The sequence below is a fragment of the Bacillus sp. DHT2 genome, from assembly GCF_026241455.1.
Taxonomy (GTDB): Bacteria; Bacillota; Bacilli; order Bacillales; family Bacillaceae_G; genus Bacillus_A; species Bacillus_A pseudomycoides.
This window is the reverse complement of the sequence record NZ_JAPHWH010000015.1, coordinates 67,318-84,656: the sequence shown is the minus strand read 5'-3', so window position 1 is coordinate 84,656 and position 17,339 is coordinate 67,318. Positions and strand designations below refer to the sequence as shown.

The window sequence follows — 17,339 nt, the reverse complement described above, 5'->3', positions numbered from 1 at the left end:
ACAACACGCCGCAAATGGATTTTGACCAAAGGGATTATCTATTAAAGGGATTAAATTGGAGGGAATAGAAAATGGATGTAAAGACACTATTGTTACAACAATGGGCAAGCTGCTTAGATGAAGAAGACTGGTTTCCACCACTTGAAAAAGTGCTAGAGGATATTACTTTTGAACAGGCAATTTGGAAACCAGTTGAGGGGGCAATGAATTCCATTTGGGAATTAGTTTGTCATTTACTTTTCTATAAAAAGAGACTTCTGGTGCGATTTCTTGGTGAAACAGCGAATGAGCCACAGGCAGAAGATAATAAATCTACATTTCGATTACCAACTGAGACGTTTCAAAATTGGAAGGAAACAAAACAAGAGTACTTTTATGTTCATCGTGAACTTGAAAAAATACTAGCAAAATCAGAACAAGAAGATTTGTATAGACAGATCCCTGGAGAAAGATCATTAGTGCTTGAACTGAAGAGTTTAGCATTGCACGACGCATATCATATTGGGCAAATTGTATTCCTAAGTAAAATGCAAGGAGCTTGGGCAGGGAAACGCAGCTTTTAAAAAGCTTCATTAGCTTTACAGTTATTTCATTATAGGGGGCTTTAATGGACTAAGAACGGGAACGTCCAAATCGGACGTTCCTATATTTTATACCTGAAAAACAACAATACTATTTAACAAAGCCTTTAATTGTAGCTTTAGAATAAAGATTGTGTTGCTTTGGAATAAAGTTTGATAAAAATGAAGTCACCAATCTTTATTTAACAGCAACAACAAAAACTCCATTTTGAAAAAAAGATTGATCAAAATGGAGTTACTCTTTTTAACTAAGTATGAGATTTTTATAAAAAAGTTTGATCATTTCTATGATATTTCCTCCATTAAAGCGCCCGATAATTGAAGATCATTCACGTGATTTTATAATTCAAACCTTTTTGACACTATTTCAGCTACTTCTGCAGCACTCGAATTTGTATTATTAATTTTTATGTAGTTCTCATTTTTAATTTCACCTTTATGGGAGTTCAATCTGTATTTTTCCATTGATTCCCTTAGTTCATTCTCCGACCAATCAACGTTTCTTTTGGTAGGTTTATGCTCAAGTCGATGCGGACTTTTATTTCGTTCCAGCCTCTCGTCCATATCGGCTTCTAATTCCACAAAATATATAGTGGCACCCTGGGATTCAAAGATTTCACATGTCTGGTCTACGAAGTCCCAATCCTCTTGTTGATCAAAAGCCCACACATATGTAAAGATCAAACCTTCCAGTTCACTCTCAGCCACTGCCTTGAATATTTCTTTTCTAAATAAAGTTGACAACCTCCACATTTCCGGGCTAAAGCTGAATAAGGGCTCAAGTAATTCAATGGTCATATGGTTATGAAATAGTTTCAATCCAGTTACTTTAGCTAACTCTTGCCCTACTGTCATTTTACCAACTGCTTGCGGACCAAATATAAGTACAAATTTCATAGACTTCCTCCATTAATGATTTTTTATTATTATACCAGTAATTTCAAGTACCCTTTTTCACAAACTTCATACTATCTGAAAAATTTTAGGTTGTTCAGTAAATACATTTCACATTAACGTTTTTAATTTGTTTACCTGAAAAAGTTATGCTGTTAAATGGCCCAATAGAAGAAGACGCCTTCTTATTTAAGAATGGCGCCCTTTTGTTGAGTAATTTCATATTCGCATAAAAATCTCTCAACACCAGGATATTTCTCACCAAGATTTGTTATCTTGAAACCAAATTTTTTATAAAAATCCACAGCATCATTATCAGTTTCAGCATAAAGAATTCTAGGTGAATGTTCGTTACAAATGAACTCAATCATTTTGCTTCCAATACGATTCCCTCTTACATTTGGAGAAACTGCAATGTGTGCTATTTCAATTTTATCTCGCCCTAAAAGCTTTATACCTATACAACCGACGATCAGTTTTCCATACTCAAATCCGTATAAAACATGATCTGAGAATTTAACATATTTCTCATATATATTAACAATTTTCGCTTCGGAAGTGGCGTATGATAAAAGTTCACTTACCTCTGGGGTAATTGTGTTAGAGGTTATATTGATCACTTCGAGATCACCTTCTTAATTAATAGTTGGGGCAATATTTAACGTCCAAACGACACCTGTTGATTTGAAATAAAGTTTAATCAAAAAAGCTCGACAAACCCATATTATATGGTAAATAAGAAGACTCCATTTTGAAAAAAGATTAATCAAAATGGAGTCTTTTGTTAGAAATCTGAATTTAGTTTTATAAAAAAGATTGCTCAAAACTCATGAACATATCTATTATAACTGTTTACTTATACCTAACCTATTCTTCAAACCAAAACAGAACTTCAATAGGTGCTTTTAAAACCTTCGCAATATCATAAGTAAGTTTGAATGAAGGGTTATATTTTCCATTTTCGAGATTACCAATTGTTTCCCTTCTAACACCTACTTTGTTAGCTAAATCTTCTTGAGACATATTTAGCCTTACCCTATATTCTTTCATTCGAGTCTTAATTGGCATCTTGCATCCCTTTCTTTTCTCTATGTTCAAATATTTCAAGACTAATTAGGAATGTACCAAATGGTATGAAAAGCGAAATTGTAACAAGGAATCTAATTATATCTAAGTTTTCCAATATCAAAACGCTTAGTGTTACTATAATGCCCAGTATGAGTGCTACGAAAAATGCTCTTGTAGCGGCGATACGAACATGCTGTATAAAGAGTTCATCAGGCACAACCTTTGCATACAAAAAGAAGAAAAAGAAACCGAAAAAATAACCTACAAACGATGAATAATCACCTAAAAATGAGAACGGGCTTAAAAAGCCAAAAAAACCGAGAAATCCCAAATAAGATAATTTATTTTTCATATAAACCTCCTATGCGATATATTTCGCTCTTTATGTTATGAATATATCACATTAACTTGAAAATAAAAAGGACTGAAAGCAGTGCAACTTTTTTATAAACGGTATGACTTTATTCAAAACGGTATATCTTTTTTATAAACAGTACAACTTTATTTCAAATCTACAACACCTTATTGTGAAAGAATTTCTAATTCCTGTTTGATGAATTAATTTCTAAGTTTAATGTACTCTCCCACCACACATCCTTTTTTCCATTTAAATAATTTTTTATTAATATCCTAAACGGATAAGGCTGCAAATTTTTAGCATCCAATATGGATTTGAGTCAATCGTTTTATCTCTACAGCTAACTGTTTAATATTTTCCTTGTACTTAGCTACAATAACACTACGCCACTAATTAATAGTAACACCCCATTGTTTTTGAGCTAGTAGCGCCATTCTTTGGATCTATTCAAAATCAGGAATATTCTTTAGTTTCATTTTCATTGTAATTAATCTCTTTTGACATCAATGGTTTAGGCATTATCCGTTAATTCTATAACTCTATTACATGTACCACATATCACTGCTATAATCTTCTATACAACTTATAGAAATATCCCTATTTCTATAAGTAGATATTTCTATATATCCCTACTTCTAATATCAAAAATAGCGAAGATACTCCTGTTTATTTACCTAATAACGAGCAAAAACAAGTGAATCTACAGGAGGAAAAGAAATTCAAATTATTAACAAAGACTTAGAATATAGAAATATCCCTATTTCTAAAAAGGGATATTTCTATATTTCGTTTTAAAACCGGAAAATTCAATAACTACATTAAAAAGAGTCCTATTTCTAGGACTCTTTTCAATACTAATTTTTAGCTTAAATTTACATTTTATCGATGATCATTTGTCTTTTATACCATTGATTTAATTTGTCTCTCGCAGTTCCAGAGAGACGCTTTGTTTTTTTATTATAGAATCTTGAAAGAGTGGGCTGTGATATGCCTATCTCTGCTGAGAGCTCCCGCATAGTTATGTTCTTTCTCCGATGCATAAATTCTATTTTATCCCGAATTAACTGTTCATTTCTATTTATATCTAAGGGCATTTCTTCAGTTTTTACTGGCTGATTATCCCTATGAATTACATCAATAGTCTGCTTCTTTGCTAGGCTTTCCGTTGAATGAATTACATCAGTATCCTTCTTCTTTGCTAAGTTTTCCATTGAACGAATTAATTCATTAGGTGGTAGTATTACTATTCCTAACTGTGAATAATATTTTTTAAACCAATTCTTCTTCGTCAATTGATCCTCATCTAACTCCTTATCATATCCCCAATGAGAAATTACACCTTCTTTTTCTAAATCACTTAAAACATTTTCTAATTGATCACGAATACGGTTAGGCTTTTGCTTTTGGTTAATGCCCATTACTGCTAATAACCCTTTATCTCCCCCTATAGAATATGGCCTTTTTAAGTTAGAAAACATTTGACGAATTCTCCACTGCCATGTCAAATAACGAATTAATCTTTTATGATATTTGTGTCTATAGCTATTATATTCAAGGGCCTTTTTTGATAATAGTGCTGTAGTGCTATTAGATCCATATAGATAACTGGATAAGAAACTGCCCGGTTTAATTCGGCACGATTCTATACCCATGTATTCATTTGTATTTTTATCCCTCCAAAGCACTACAGAATCTAATACAAATAACCGTTTAATGACTTCACGCTTGACCTCATAATGTTTACCTGTTTCAGCGCGATCATTTAGTACAACTACTTCATTCTCATCGTTTAAGTATATAAAAATACTTGCTAGAGCTGCTATACGTTTAGCTACCTTAATCTTATCTTCCACTCTATAATATTCAACACCATTTGCTTTTGCTTTTGAAATACTGCACATTTCTAAAACTTGTTCATATGAAAAATCAATAAATTCATCAGGTGAATTTGCTTCATTTAGCCATTGAATTGTGATGGTATCTAATACGTCCGCTGTTAAATCATCCATATTACTCATTACACCATCTACTAATGTGTTCCATCTTGCGGCCTCTTCAATATTTGTTAACCTTAAATCTTCGTCTTTATGAGATGAAAGCTGTGCTACTCCATTACTATCTTTCGCTTCAATGGGATATGATTTTAATTTTGTATTTTCATCTTCCTCAAATTGATTCTTTGCTATCCCATCTCTTAACTTATAATAAACGGCGGAATTATTTACTTCTAAATAATTTTCATGCGCTATATTCGCAGTAGGTTCAATCACTGGTGTATGTGTTATTGTATTAACTGTTTCTTCATTACGAAACTCTTGGGCTATAAAGACATCTATTGTCTCATGAATTTTTACTTTGTAAGCATCTATGTTTTTGAATATATCTAAAGCTGAAATGCCCTTTCCTTGTTGCTGCTTCACCCACTGTACAAGCATTGAGAATGATGGAGAAAGGTATTCTGAAGTTACAATTTTACTATTATCTGCTTCAACGTCTACATAGTAAGAATTCCATTTATGCCACAATTGCTCGTTCTGTTTATAAAGTGGTTCTGTTATTGATAATGCATCTCTAAACAATTGTAGAACGTCTTCCATATATATTTTGCTCCTTACATAAATTTAATAAATGTTATCTAAACGTGAAAATACTTAGCTATATGATGTCCCTTTCTAAATAACAAGAAAGGTAATTAGAATATTCTATTTTAAATTTTCTACGTTACACCTTTACAGGGTCTTAGTATTCATACCTATCCCTGTAAATGATTATACAAGACCAATTTAATTTGTAAAATCCAAATACAACTTAATTCCAAGGCTAATGTAATATCCTAACTTTTTTCATAAACGTGAAAATCTGTAGCTATATCATTGCCCATTTAACTGCACAAAAATGTTAAAAAAGAGGGCTAAAGCTTGATATAAAAGGGGTTCTTTTGTAATTCCAATATGGAACATGAAAATTTCGAGCTATATGATGTCCCTTTTGAATAATGAAAATGTTCTATAACTCCTTTGATATTATACATTCACTACCTTTTGTTCGCATTTTCAACTATTTATATAATATGAAAATCTGTAGCGGTATGATGTCCTTCTTTCATACAAAGATGAAAAGGTCTTAGTTATATGATGTCCCTTTTACTATTTAAAATTTCGAGATTGAATCCTTTAATATCAACGCTTAAAGACTATTCTATGAATAATTTCATATCTAAAAACATGAAAACTCATAGCTATATGATGTCCCTTTTGAATGACGTGAATGTTCTATAAACCCTTTGACATCATACATTCACTGCCTTTTGTTCGTATTTTCGGCTATTTATATAACATGAAAACCTGTAGCGGTATGATGTCCCTTTTTTTATAAAAAGATGAAAAGGATTTAGCTATATGATGTCCCTTATAAAATTTGAAATTTTGAGTTCAAACGCTTTAATACCAACGTTTAAAGGCTATTCTATAAATAATTTTATATCTGAAAACATGAAAACTTACAGCTATATGATGTCCCTTTCGTATTTATAAAAAAACCTCATAAACATTGTTATATCAATGTTTATGAGGTTTTTTCTAATGATTTATCGATGTTCTAGAAAGATGAAAATCTGTAGCGGTATGATGTCCATAAAAAAAAATCGATAAACCTTCAAATCCCTTGATATACAAGGGATTAACGCGCATTTCATCTTTTCATTTTTTCTCTTAAAGGGGCATATTTCATTAAATTTCGATTTGATATAATCATAATTGGTATATTTTATAGTGTTTTGGCATATATTTTTGGATTTATATGTAGGAGGTGAAAAAGATGGGACAATCATTTATTATTCGTAATCAACGTAGTCTAAATGGACAAGATACAAATGCAGTTCTAGTAACATTGAAGTCTTGGCAGAAGCTTGTTGAAGCTTTTGAAGAAAAATACTACAGCTATAAAGATACATACCTTGAGGATATTCTGGATCATATGACATATGAAGAACGCATTGCTGATGTAGATGGCTTTGTGGCCCAGGCGAAACCATCTTTTTCACGTCGTACACTATTTGCTATTTCAGAAACAATGGGACGAAAACATAAATTATATGGCATTACAAATGCAGATTTAGAAGTCTTCTTATATCTACACAAGAAATGTTACACGAATGGGGTCATTCCAAATGTAACAGTACATATGATGTGGGAAGATTACAAGCAGTATAAAGAGGAATTTGCTTATATACAGCATTCTCAATTCTATATTGCATTAAAGAAATTAAGTTTACATAACATTATTACACTAGAAAATGAATTAGATGGCCGCTATACCATTAAGCTAACTCATTTTATGAACGCAGAAACTGAAAAGGCAAATTCCTATGTGTATATTAGCCCAGTCGTATTTACCAAAGCTTTCTTTGCGCTTTCAGTCGCGGCTAAGAAACTATTCTTGGACATTGCTATGCAACAGCACAGCGAAACGACTCTTAAACGTTCCTTAAACAAGCAGGATGAAAGAGGAAATACAACTCACTTTGGCGGAATGTATCGCTTTTTACATAAGAAATACCCACATCAAATCCGTGCGGTTATGACAGAATTAACAACTGCATTACCATGTACAGGGACTCCCCTATTCAAAATTTGCAAGCTACAAAAAGGGGTTAAAAATACAAAAAGATATACGACTTTATATCTATCCTTACATACAGATTTCTTATGTACAAAGGAAGCTGGAGAAATACAGTATCGTGATCCATTCACACCTAAGGTTACGTATGCACGAAAAGCTCGTTTTATTGAATCTGTGCTACAAGAACTGAATATCGGTGAATTTGCACAAGACATGAATAAATTTATTCATGTACTTAAGTATACTTGTCATCGACAAATTCGAAGTGTCATTCGTAGCTTACGTGACATGATAGATCGTAATGAAGAGTATCCAAGTAAGTTAGTGTATACGCTGAAAAAACTATTGAATCAAACATCACAATATCAAATTCTTGATACAGCAGCAAAAGAAGGTATTTACCCTCTTATAGGACAACATGTTCCAAAAGAACATAAAGAGCAAGCTGTATTTGATTTTGGATTGCATTTCTCTATGTACTCTCTACGAAACATCAAAAAGTTGTTCCGTAAAACATATGAGTTACTAAAATCCAAATTTGCTGTACCTGTTACAGAGGAATCGTATCACCGCAACTATCTAAAGTATCAAGAAGAAACGTTGTTTAGAAAGTACGCCTATGAACAAGGTACAAATCTAAATGCTTATATGGCTTTAGAAATAGAAATACGTGAACTTCTAAAAGCAAGAGGACATAAAGAACGCTTTATTCCGAGTGATGTTCGCGAATTGTTCATTGAAAAGATAGATCGACTACCTAAAGAAAAGCTTCGCGTTATTGAAGTACCGGATGAGTTCAATTTGATTACATTTATGCGTGCATTTGAACAATTAATACGCGCTGGTATTCATGTAACAACGGCCGAACAAGTACTTGAGGTAATGGAAAAAAATTAACGATACTCCGCTCTCTATTTTTGAAAAAAATATAAATAGAGGGCTATTCGTGTTGGTTCCATTATTTAAAAGCCCTTCACTAATTTCTCCTCATAGACACCTTTACTCGATTCTATTCATAGTAGAGTCTTTTTTTATACATTCCTATACAAAACTGTACTGCAATTAACTAATTTTCCACATCTATGTTTAAATAAACACGTTATTTTTATCTAAAATGCATACAAATACCTACAAAAAATCATAAGAAAAACATTAAATCTCGTTGGTATGTAGATAAATAGAACCTAATGTGAATAATATTATGTAATTATTATTGAAATAAAGGGGTTTTAGTACTTCACCTATCAAAAATCATCAATATTTATGTGAGTCATGTGACAAATTCTAATTATGTTGATTAGTTAACCTATATTGTGAATGTTTTGTGAGTAAATATTAAGAAATTGTGGACATACGGTGGATAAATTGAAAATTTATTACTTGAATAAATATATTTAACAATGCATCAATTTGTTTCATTTTTTATGTAGAAATACATGATATTATTTATGATTATTTGTAGGTTTTATACCGTACTAATAGCTAATTTTGCGTTGTTAGATTCTGCTATTTATGATTTTTTGTGCGATGGTATGCCCAAATCCCTTGTTACAGTAGAGGTAGACTCATATTTACTAGCCCTATATAAGTTTTATCTTTATATTTTTAATATATATAAGATTTATATTTATATAAGATTTTATTACTTACGAAAATATGCTTACAAAAGGACAACTTTAGAATCAAAAGAAGTCTATTCCCAATAAAATTAAATATATCGTTTTTCGATAGAAACCTCATTCCTTAAAAAATTGATTTAAATTTCAACTGAACATAGTGATAAGTAAATTATGATGTTAAGTATAAAAAAACAGAGAAAAAAACGAATAAAACATTATTAAATTCATATGTTATTATATTTTATAAGTTCTTTATGAAAATAGGGCGTTTATTTTTCAGGAATATGTCAACTGAATCCTAATACCTATATATTAAAAAAACGAAAAAACATTAAGAGCTCCTTTAGTTGTTTATATGAAAACTGCTCAGCAATTGATTTTGTATTTTTGAAATTCATAACAATTCCTTTCATGGCCATGCTAGCTTTTTTATTAGTATTTAGTACTTCTTTTCTAGTAAAACATCAAAAATAAGTCTTAATTTAAGGAGATGTTGATATGAGTTTAAAAGAACATGCAATGCAAGAATTTCAAGAAAAAATGTCTACAAATGAGAATATACAAGGCACGATTACAACTTATTATGAAATGCAAAATGGTATGTCTGGCTTAGTAGGAGTACCAAATGGGAATCCCACTCCTGTGAGAGGCATTTTAGCTTATACGGAACGACAGCTGCTATTTTATAGTGAATTATTCGGTAAGCTTCCTATTTCATTACAAATACCTTACCATCAAATTAATAAAATTAAAGAAACAAGACAACCATTTGCTCTTTTTAAAACAATTCCAGTTATCGTTGTTTCTCACGAAGAACGAGAGGTTTTTTCAACACGTGGAGATGAAGAGGGATTTGTGCGCTTAAAAGAATTTTTTGAAAAAGTTAAAAGTATGTCTATGTAGACTACCAAAATAAGAATAGTGATTTAAAAAAATACTGGTAATGCTAAATAACTTGGAAATTGCAAATCTCATTGTACATGCTATAATGTAGATACAAACTAAGGTATACTTCAGTCAATAAAGCCATACAATAAAAAAGAGAGCAACATGCTACCAACATGTGCTCCTCTTTGGATAACTGCTACCGTCAAGGTGGTGGCTATCATAGCTTATTTTTTCTTACGAAATCCACCCTTTTTACGCTTCCGACGGCGAGATGATAGGGTGGATTTCTTGTGTTCTAAAATGTTTTTCTTAAAGAGGTGTGCAATCGTTTCACGAACGATCCCCTTTATAATTTCTTTTAGAAATTCAAGAAGTACTTCCATGGCTTTTCACCCCCTTCCTTTCCAAAATAGAAAGAAGGAGTGATAGCCTCCACCCTAACTTTACAATTATCTTTTCATATTATAGCATAGTCTTCTTCGTTTGAAGACTGTACACCTCATCTTAATAAGAGTCGAGTATCGTGTAATATCTTGTATAGTATCTATAAGAAATACTTTGAGTCTGATTCCCCTTTTCAAAAATTAAAGCATTTTGATATTCTAATTGCTCAACGAATGTCCAACCATCTTTCTCCAGCATCTTTATGAAGGGCTCCATTTTCTCACGTTTTACTAAATAAAGAGAAACATCTGAATATCGATCTTCGTTTTGTTCTATTTCAACTATTTCTTTCCCTTGAAAAATCATTTTTGACATTCCTATGGCTAATGGTATGGGGTTCTCTTCTTGAAAAATAACTCTTCTTTTTTCGATAACGAATATAGCCAACAAGGTAAATATTAATAACGGAATGATGAATTTTTTTGACTTTAACAAGCAACGTCACCTCTTTCCTCTTTTTCCCTGTTGCAACATACATTCTTCGTATATACATAACTGTCCTTTGTGAGTAGATATTATATTTTTTGTACAAATTCAATAATATGGATAGCACTCATATGTATTAGTGTACTTAGAATTTTATATGGATGGTGAGACATATGAATCAATATCAAATGTTGTATAGTACACCGTATCTTTATTCCTCTCGAACATTGAATCAAATGTATAAAAGTACTAAAAGTGAAGAAAACATATGCGCTATACAAGAGCATATGCAACGACATGAAGTTTATTTAGACCGACAGTACCGAGGATATTATTATTTAAGTCAAAAAATTGAAGAAGATCTATATGGTGATGAACATGCTGTAAGTTGGAATGAGTTATTAGATGATTACCAACTATACAGGGATCGTAAAGGGAACTTATCTATTAAACCGAAGGGATGGGACTAAAGTGACGATCATTGGAGAGCTAGGGGTAGTTTATGCCATTACTGGTGCTTCAGTTTTGGGAATTAAGTTACTAAAAAAGAAAGGTCTTTACCTTCCAGATTGGTTGCTACGTGCGGGGCTAAAATGCTTATTAATTGGGAGTGTTTGGTACGTGCTAATGGATATACTAGATGTGTTTCTACGTTAGTATTACATCTGGTAGTTGAAAAAAATTGTAATAGTGCGCCTTAATCTGTTTTTTCTAACCTTCCATACAGGCTCAACTACCTAAAGGAGGTATGGAGGATATGATATCACTTTTGTTAATACCAGCAACCTTTATAACTGTAGCTTATTTTTACCAAAGTAATGGAACGAATGATAAGAAAAAAATTGCAATGTTTTTTGAAATTACAAAGGTATGTGTTCAATATAAAGGTGAATTACAATACCCCATTTTTATAAAAGAAGTAGAAGATGACATAAGTATGAATTATGTTTACAAGTTACCGCTCGGCGTACCTAGTCAACTTATCAAAAAGTTAGCTGAAGTATTAGAAGAAGGACTATATAAACCTGTTAAAATATCGTTTCATCAAAGAGAGCTTCATATTCGAGTATTTAAGCAACGAATACCTGAAATGTGGAATTGGTCTAAGGAGCTGTTAAAAGAGCACACATGGAAAGTTATGATGGGGAAAGCATTAGATAAACACGTGTATCATGATTTCGAGAAAACACCTCATATGTGTGTAAGTGGAATGACTCGTTTTGGAAAGACAGTATTCTTAAAAAATGTGATGACTAGTTTAATTTTGCAACAATCTCAACACGTAAATTTTTTTATTATCGATCTGAAGGAAGGGCTAGAATTTAGTCCTTACAAAGAGTTATCCCAAGTAGTAGAAGTAGCTGAAAACCCGGAACAGGCGTTAGAGATGTTGGTGAGAGTACGTGAAAAGATGGTAAAACAGATTGAGATGATGAAAAAGTCCTATTTTACCAATGTTATAGACACATCAATTAGAGAGCGTTGCTTCATCATAGTAGATGAAGGAGCGAATCTTTGTCCGACACAAGGTTTACCTAAAAAACAACGGGATTTATTATTTATGTGCCAGGAGATGTTATCTGAAATCGCAAGAATCGGAGGTGGTTTAGGATTCCGGCTTATATTTTGTACTCAATATCCAACCTCTGACACATTGCCAAGGCAAATCAAACAAAATGCTGATGCAAAGCTAGGTTTTCGATTACCAACAGCGGTTGCTTCACAAGTTGCTTTGGATGAACTAGGTCTTGAAGATCTGCCTTCCCTTCCAGGAAGAGCATTATTTAAGACGGATCGCACAGAAGAAATTCAGGTACCTTATTTAAAGGATATGGACATGTGGGAATTACTGAAGCAATACAAGGTGGTGAAACAAAATGAGACACCAGAAGCTCAAACAGAGAGCCAGACAGATCGAGATTTTATCGAGTTTAAATAAGCTAGAATTCGCTTCTAGGAGGCAATTACAAGCAATTCATGCTCTAGGTAGTATTCGAAATGCAAATCGTATTTTGAAGGATCTACGGCAATATTGCCATGTTACCTCGCATAACCGGGAGTATGTTTATTATCTCAACAAAAAAGGTTGTGCCTTGCTAGGATTAGAACCAAATGAACGAAAAAAGAAACATCAACTTGAACATATACTTTTAAGAAATGAAGCTTGGATGTGGCTTGGATTTCCAGATTGGAAAACAGAACAAGTTATAAAATTTAGATATCAAAATGAAGAGAAAATAATTGTACCAGATGCTTATTATTTAGTAGATCAAGTACCACATTTTGTTGAAATTGATAGGCTGCAACATATGAAGAATAATGAAGAAAAAATACAGTATTATAGTTTAATTGCAAGGCTATATAAAAAACAAAGGGATATCGTACCAAATATTTTATTTTTTACAATATCAGACTATCGTGAACAAAAGTTAGAAAGTTATGGAATAAAATATAATGTGTATGTACGTACATTCCTTTTAAAAGAAGTTTTGTAGTTTGCAACTGAATTACAAAAAATATAGATTTTTGGCAACTAAATTGTTAAAAAGGACTACATAGTTTAGTAGCCCTTATTAAGTCCAGAAATCTGTATGATTGATGTTTTTACCTGTTAACCTTCGTAATGCATTAATAAGCTTGTTTTGATTTTTAAATGAAGGATGAAAGGCATTCCCTTTACAAAGGCGACTTAATGTACTTTTACTTACACCACTAACCTTTGAAACTTCTTCTTGCGTTAAATCATGACGATCTAAAAATTTGCCTAGCTTACTCCTGGGCTTTATAACAAACCATTCCAATTTCTTCACCTCTAGATAGGATTTTGTAGTAATAGTTTGTCCAAAAGTCCCATTGTTAAAACAGTTTCACTTTAAAGGAATGTATAGAAATATGTAAGCATAAGATATAGAAACTAATAATTTAAAAATATATGTAATAATTTCGGGGAATCTAGCATTCATAGTAATAGCTACAAGTTGCTGATACACTATTCTAATGGCAACTTGTTGCAACTGATATTACAGAAAAAATAAAAGCTCAAACCCTTTTGATACCAAGGGGTTTGAGCTTTTTATAATAGTCTAATTAAATAACTACAAAAATAAAAAACTTAAAAAAAAGATTATGATTATCGAAATTTAATTTTAATTGTCGCTTCTCATACTTTATAGAGATTCAGGTTCCGGTGCAAGAAATTCAAGATACATGCAAGTAATCTCCTAACCTTGGACATACTGATAGTATTACTCTAGAAAAAGGTGTGTGATCGATATGGAAAAGGAAAATTTGTTCAAATGGAAGCATTATCAGCCGGAACTAATCTTATTAACAGTAAGATGGTACCTACGGTACAATTTGAGCTTCCGTAACCTGGTGGAAATGATGGAGGAACGAGGCTTATCCATGGCTCACACAACGATTATGCGATGGGTTCATCAATATGGACCTCAATTAGAAGAGAAAGTACGACATCATCTTAAAACAACAAATGATTCATGGAGAGTCGATGAAACTTATATTAAAGTGAAAGGGCAATGGATGTATGTATATCGTGCCGTTGATTCAGAAGGGAATACCATTGATTTTTATCTAAGTAAATCAAGAGATAAACAAGCAGCCAAGCGCTTTTTCAAGAAAGCCTTGGCTGCTTCTCATATTTGTAAACCTCGTGTTATAACAGTAGACAAGAACCCGGCCTATCCCGTAGCGATTCAAGAGTTAAAAGAAGAGAAACATATGCCTGAAGGCATACAAATAAGGCAAGTTAAATATCTCAATAATATAGTGGAACAGGATCACCGTTTCATTAAGAAACGTGTACGTTCTATGTTAGGATTCAAATCGTATGAAACAGCCACTTCTATATTGAGCGGCGTTGAAGCCATGCATATGATGAAAAAAGGACAACTTAACCTACAGGTGAAGTCTGCTCAAAATGAAGTTGGGTTCATACATAAGTTATTTGGAATTGCATCATAATCTGTCATTGAATAGGCCATGTAGGTTCTATATCTCTATCAAATGTTTTTTGCACCAGAACCGCTTTCTCTAGATTTGCAACTGAAAAACAAATGTGGTTAATACTTTGTATCATCTTCCATTCTCCTTGTTAATTGATTAAGTTATATATCCGATTATAAGTAAAAAGACGCTTTTCTACTAGGAGTACAGACCTATCATCAGCAAGCTAAGGAAAGCAAATACTCCAAGACGAGAAGATTAACATCCCAAGATGAAAATGTACATTTTATTGTTTTGGGGCATTATAAAATTCTTAAGTTGATGGGCATGGCCTCACCATATCATTTTGGGAATTTTGTACGTTTAGACACAATTTAGACACATTTGAGCGGTTTCCTGTACGTTAAATTAAAATGAATAACTACTATTTTTCAGCATATCCTAACTCTTATCCTATAACATAGGTTGGAGAGGACTTTATGCTAAAACATAAATTATCCATAATATTTTGTGGAATTATAATAACATTTTTTTTTATATCCCCATTGAAAGGGAAAGCAACCAATGTGTGTAATAAGGATTTTTATGATTAATATAATACTTTATTGGCTCCATATGCAAGTCAAGTTATTAGAAAGCAACTTGGAACATATCATCAATATAGTTTAACAGAGACAAAAGTTATAAAAGTTGAGCGATATCCAAAAGGAACTTTTAATTTTCTTGTCACAGTTGAATACCATACTTATGTAAATGCTCATAATCCTCCGAGTTACAAAGTAACAATTACTTTTAATATTGATCCCAGTGGGGTAAAAGTTAAAGAAGTGAAACAACAGCAAGAATAGAAAAAACAGTGAAGTATAAACTCACTGTTTTTTTATGTACGTTAAGAGATATTTGTTCAGAAAACCTTATGTTTATGAACAGAGGCTAAAACTCAAGAATATCAACATTTTTTAGCTATAATCTTGTTCATAAAGTGTGTAAATAATTCAATGTTCATTTAATCTGTTGTTTTTATCTTTCTAAACACATAATCATCCTCTATGAACGCTGTCATAGTAAGGATTTTCAGTCCTTAGCGTACAATTTTCCCAGAATGATATAGTGACCCCTAGAAGGGGGATAGATTTAATTTTTCTATATTAAAATCCTCCTCTATTATTTTTCTCCTAAACAAGACGGATAGTATTTCTATTTTTATGCTCAAAATTCAATTCTGTAAAATTAGAATACAAAGAAATAGAATAAGTCTATACAAAAGCATGCGTTGATAATCAGCTTGAAGGTAATATTATTTTAGTAATTCTACATACTAAAGAGCATAATGTAAAAAGGAGTCTGCTCTTATGAATGAAAAATTGAATCAAGAATTGAAAAGTAATTTAGATGAAACAATTTTACCTTTAACTTCTTTTGGCAATGGAAGTAGCATCGAAGTTGCATCCAACATCTATTGTTTATGTATAAAAATTGTTAATGTATGTTTTGTTGATGAATCTACAAAGCCAAACGAATGGGTTCTAATTGATACGGGAATGCCAAAATCGATGAATCTCATCATAAATTTTGCGGAGGAGAAATTTGGTAAACATAGTAAACCCAAAGCAATTATATTGACTCATGGTCATTTTGATCATGTTGGTTCTGTAATTGAATTAGTAAAAAAATGGGATGTTCCAGTTTATGCACATGAGTTAGAAATCCCCTATTTAAATGGTGAAAAAGACTATCCAGATCCAGATGGCTCTGTGGAGGGTGGATTTGTAGCAAAAATTGCCCCTTTGTTTCCAAATGAGGGTATTGATTTAGGTAACTGTATACATGAGTTGCCTCCGGATGGTAGTGTTCCCCATATGCCTGGATGGAGCTGGGTACATACTCCAGGGCATACTCCTGGACATATATCTCTGTTTCGAAATAGGGATAATTTTTTAATCGCTGGAGATGCTTTTGTTACCGTAAGACAAGATTCATTGTATAAAGTATTGATTCAACAAAAAGAATTAAATGGTCCACCAAGATATCTTACTACCGACTGGGAGAACGCCTGGGAGTCTGTAAAAATACTTGAGAAGTTAAATCCTAAATTTGTAGTGACAGGGCACGGTCTACCTATGTTTGGAGAAGAATTAAGAAATGAATTGCATCGTTTAGTAAAGAATTTTGATAGAGTAGCTATTCCTGATTACGGAAGATATATTTAACAATAATCCTTATATGAAACATTAGAGGTCTAAATTTCTTACTTAATTTACAATAGAACTATTTTATTCATTAATAAATTAAAGTTTTATAAAAAGGAGAGATGATGAAATATTCCTTTTTATCGGAATTAAGTTCACTTTAACATGTATAAATATTGATTTTCTTCTTAAAATATAGCTAGAAGACATAGGGAAGAGAAGGCAATATGAAAGCTTTTCATAACAGGGTTATGTATTCCCCCTGATTCAATTCTGTTCTCTCTTTAAT

Annotated in this window: 17 protein-coding genes and 1 pseudogene; 10 read left to right on the top strand and 8 right to left on the bottom strand. The window is 32.1% G+C overall.

The annotated features are described in order from the left end of the window. Positions 1-71: 71 nt before the first annotated feature. Complete coding sequence (locus tag ORL93_RS25975; RefSeq protein WP_018783434.1) at positions 72-563, top strand: DinB family protein; 492 nt, start codon at positions 72-74, stop codon at positions 561-563. 357 nt (positions 564-920) lie between these two features. On the opposite strand, the gene ORL93_RS25970 is transcribed toward ORL93_RS25975, so the two are convergent. The 5 genes from ORL93_RS25970 to ORL93_RS25950 all read right to left on the bottom strand — a co-directional run bounded on the left by ORL93_RS25970 (position 921) and on the right by ORL93_RS25950 (position 5,498). Continuing rightward, the gene (locus tag ORL93_RS25970; RefSeq protein WP_265959801.1) at positions 921-1,478 is read right to left on the bottom strand and encodes an AAA family ATPase; all 558 of its coding nucleotides are present in this window, start codon (positions 1,476-1,478) and stop codon (positions 921-923) included. Between the two features lie 182 nt (positions 1,479-1,660). Next, positions 1,661-2,095 carry a GNAT family N-acetyltransferase gene (locus tag ORL93_RS25965; RefSeq protein WP_033797907.1) on the bottom strand — a complete coding sequence of 145 codons (435 nt, stop codon included), beginning with the start codon at positions 2,093-2,095 and terminating at the stop codon, positions 1,661-1,663. Positions 2,096-2,342: 247 nt separating this feature from the next. Then, entirely contained in the window at positions 2,343-2,543 is a 201-nt protein-coding gene (locus tag ORL93_RS25960; RefSeq protein ID WP_018783661.1) for a helix-turn-helix transcriptional regulator, read from the bottom strand. After that, positions 2,533-2,895, bottom strand: a complete 363-nt coding sequence (locus ORL93_RS25955; RefSeq protein WP_098927639.1) for a DUF3796 domain-containing protein — start codon at positions 2,893-2,895, stop codon at positions 2,533-2,535. The genes ORL93_RS25960 and ORL93_RS25955 overlap by 11 nt, the downstream gene beginning before the upstream one ends. 878 nt (positions 2,896-3,773) lie before the next feature. Beyond that, entirely contained in the window at positions 3,774-5,498 is a 1,725-nt protein-coding gene (locus tag ORL93_RS25950) for a helix-turn-helix domain-containing protein (RefSeq protein ID WP_265959797.1), read from the bottom strand. 1,219 nt (positions 5,499-6,717) lie between these two features. Here ORL93_RS25950 and ORL93_RS25945 point away from each other — a divergent pair. Both ORL93_RS25945 and ORL93_RS25940 read left to right on the top strand, forming a co-directional pair. Next, entirely contained in the window at positions 6,718-8,418 is a 1,701-nt protein-coding gene (locus tag ORL93_RS25945; protein WP_265959795.1) for a hypothetical protein, read from the top strand. A gap of 1,220 nt (positions 8,419-9,638) precedes the next feature. Further along, positions 9,639-10,043 carry a hypothetical protein gene (locus tag ORL93_RS25940; RefSeq protein WP_265959794.1) on the top strand — a complete coding sequence of 135 codons (405 nt, stop codon included), beginning with the start codon at positions 9,639-9,641 and terminating at the stop codon, positions 10,041-10,043. Between the two features lie 209 nt (positions 10,044-10,252). On the opposite strand, the gene ORL93_RS25935 is transcribed toward ORL93_RS25940, so the two are convergent. Together ORL93_RS25935 and ORL93_RS25930 are read right to left on the bottom strand one after the other, a co-directional pair. Then, positions 10,253-10,411 carry a hypothetical protein gene (locus ORL93_RS25935; RefSeq protein WP_018783429.1) on the bottom strand — a complete coding sequence of 53 codons (159 nt, stop codon included), beginning with the start codon at positions 10,409-10,411 and terminating at the stop codon, positions 10,253-10,255. A gap of 121 nt (positions 10,412-10,532) precedes the next feature. Then, entirely contained in the window at positions 10,533-10,907 is a 375-nt protein-coding gene (locus ORL93_RS25930; RefSeq protein WP_265959793.1) for a hypothetical protein, read from the bottom strand. Positions 10,908-11,071: 164 nt separating this feature from the next. Here ORL93_RS25930 and ORL93_RS25925 point away from each other — a divergent pair, with 164 nt between their 5' ends. From ORL93_RS25925 to ORL93_RS25910, 4 genes are all read left to right on the top strand, one after another. Continuing rightward, complete coding sequence (locus ORL93_RS25925) at positions 11,072-11,368, top strand: phage protein (RefSeq protein WP_040118717.1); 297 nt, start codon at positions 11,072-11,074, stop codon at positions 11,366-11,368. A gap of 1 nt (position 11,369) precedes the next feature. Further along, complete coding sequence (locus ORL93_RS25920; protein WP_018783426.1) at positions 11,370-11,555, top strand: hypothetical protein; 186 nt, start codon at positions 11,370-11,372, stop codon at positions 11,553-11,555. A 100-nt stretch (positions 11,556-11,655) separates the two neighbouring features. After that, a complete protein-coding gene (locus ORL93_RS25915) occupies positions 11,656-12,837 on the top strand; it encodes an FtsK/SpoIIIE domain-containing protein (RefSeq protein ID WP_265959792.1) in 1,182 nt (393 codons plus the stop codon). Further along, entirely contained in the window at positions 12,776-13,393 is a 618-nt protein-coding gene (locus ORL93_RS25910) for a replication-relaxation family protein (protein ID WP_098217089.1), read from the top strand. Before ORL93_RS25915 ends, ORL93_RS25910 begins: the two co-directional genes overlap by 62 nt. A gap of 78 nt (positions 13,394-13,471) precedes the next feature. On the opposite strand, the gene ORL93_RS25905 is transcribed toward ORL93_RS25910, so the two are convergent. Then, positions 13,472-13,699 (bottom strand): helix-turn-helix domain-containing protein, encoded by a 228-nt coding sequence (locus ORL93_RS25905; RefSeq protein WP_000454673.1) that lies wholly within the window; start codon positions 13,697-13,699, stop codon positions 13,472-13,474. Between the two features lie 472 nt (positions 13,700-14,171). Between ORL93_RS25905 and ORL93_RS25900 the strand changes: the two genes are divergently transcribed. The 3 genes and pseudogenes from ORL93_RS25900 (at position 14,172) to ORL93_RS25890 (ending at position 17,071) form a co-directional block, all read left to right on the top strand. Then, the gene (locus ORL93_RS25900; RefSeq protein WP_040118712.1) at positions 14,172-14,879 is read left to right on the top strand and encodes an IS6 family transposase; all 708 of its coding nucleotides are present in this window, start codon (positions 14,172-14,174) and stop codon (positions 14,877-14,879) included. 461 nt (positions 14,880-15,340) lie between these two features. After that, a pseudogene (locus ORL93_RS25895) lies at positions 15,341-15,709 on the top strand (DUF3888 domain-containing protein). A 516-nt stretch (positions 15,710-16,225) separates the two neighbouring features. Continuing rightward, positions 16,226-17,071, top strand: a complete 846-nt coding sequence (locus ORL93_RS25890) for an MBL fold metallo-hydrolase (protein WP_373926190.1) — start codon at positions 16,226-16,228, stop codon at positions 17,069-17,071. Positions 17,072-17,339 lie beyond the last annotated feature (268 nt).